This is a genomic window from Bacillus sp. GW823-FHT06B01, from assembly GCF_058952315.1.
Window position 1 is genome coordinate 1 of record NZ_JBXAHR010000026.1, and the last position, 1,674, is coordinate 1,674.

The following is a 1,674-nucleotide window of genomic DNA, read 5'->3' on the forward strand; positions in this document are numbered from 1 at the left end:
ACGTTTCACGTTGTTTGTTTCGTTCAGTTTTCAAAGAACTACTCGGTCGCTCATTTGCGACTCCCTTATGTTAACATTTTCAACTTTCAATGTCAACTAAGTTTTTCATTTCGTTTGCCGTGTTCTGCTTTATTGCATCGGCGACTTGTTCTATATTACACCTCTATAGCCTAATCGTCAACACCTTTTATTCAATTAATAATAAAAATAATTCCAAAGTTATTTTTATTATTAATTTCAGTTATTTAATTCCTCTCATTCAATGAAAATAATGAAAAGGACATCCTATTACATACAAAGCGTCCTTTCCATTAAACATTATATACATGCTCTTATAAACTTTAACATTCTTCATTCTCTTTAATATTTTGATCGTCTGATATAAATAAATCAATTAGTTTACGTTTATCCGCCCATATCACTCCAAATAAAACTAAGCTGCCACCTATTCCTATTCTCCACGTTAAAGATTCATTTAATAGAACAATTGAAGCAACTATACTTATTAACGGTAACGCATTTAAATATAATCCACTTACTGATGCCGAGACTGTCTCTAATGCTCTATTCCAAAACCAATACGCTAAAATTGTTGCCCCAATAACAAGATATATTACACTAACCCCTGTCTTCCATGTTTCGATTTTTGGAAAACCATAATAAAAAGTTTCTGCCATTGCAAATGGTAATAGAATAACAGCTCCAATAATTAAAGTTAATGTTGTAAAAACCTTGTTTGATAGATACTGTTCTTGTTTTGGTCGTTTCAGCAATACTGTATAGAAAGCAAATAAGAACGTACTTAATAAAATAAGGATATCTCCTATTAAAGATACTTCTTGATCGACATTACTAGATGGAATTGTAATAAGAAGTACTCCGATAGCCCCCAATACAATACCGATCCAATAATTAAGCCGAATTTTTTCTTTCAAAAAGAACGCCGAAAAAAGAATTGTAACTAAAGGTAAAGCAGCATCAATAATACTAACATGCAATCCACTTGTTAAAGAAATACCGTAGGATGTGAACATAAAGTACCCAGATACGCCAGTAAAAGATAGTAAACTCATTCTTTTCCACGGGACCTGTTTATGTACAACTGATCTTTTTAATTGTTTAAATGAGAATAGTAAACAGATTCCACCAGCTAAGAAAAGGCGAATAAATAACAAAGTAAATGGCTGAATAGATTCTAATGCCCACTTTGTTGGCGCAATGGCTGTCCCCCATAATATAACAGCCACTAATAACATGCATATTTCTTTCATAATCCCCCACACCCATCAAAAAATATATGTTAACTATCTTAATTATAGATTTTTTCTTATGTAAAATCCTTTAAAAATGAAAAACCGTTATGTGAAAAACAACTAAATAGCTATTTTCCACATAACGGTTTCATATAAAAAGTAAAATATTTTAGTCATTCCACGACTCAATTAATACAAAAAGGTAATTCTTACCTTAACCTAACATTTAAATGTATTACTTTATTATCTTTTATGGCATTATCGTTCAAAATTCATTTTAAACAGTCTCTATTTCATCTTTTTTCTTCTTTAGCGTCATTCAATTTATGGATTATGACATTTAGTAAATAAAAATAAATACAAAAAAACCTAAGTCGAATCGACTTAGGTTTTTGCTTGGCGACGTCCTACTCTCACAGGG

Annotated in this window: 1 protein-coding gene; it reads right to left on the reverse strand. The window is 30.9% G+C overall.

All coding sequences use genetic code 11. The features are described 5' to 3' along the window. Positions 1 to 341: 341 nt before the first annotated feature. Positions 342 to 1,271 (reverse strand): DMT family transporter, encoded by a 930-nt coding sequence (locus AC1Q8N_RS28700; RefSeq protein ID WP_142330344.1) that lies wholly within the window; start codon positions 1,269 to 1,271, stop codon positions 342 to 344. Positions 1,272 to 1,674: the final 403 nt, after the last annotated feature.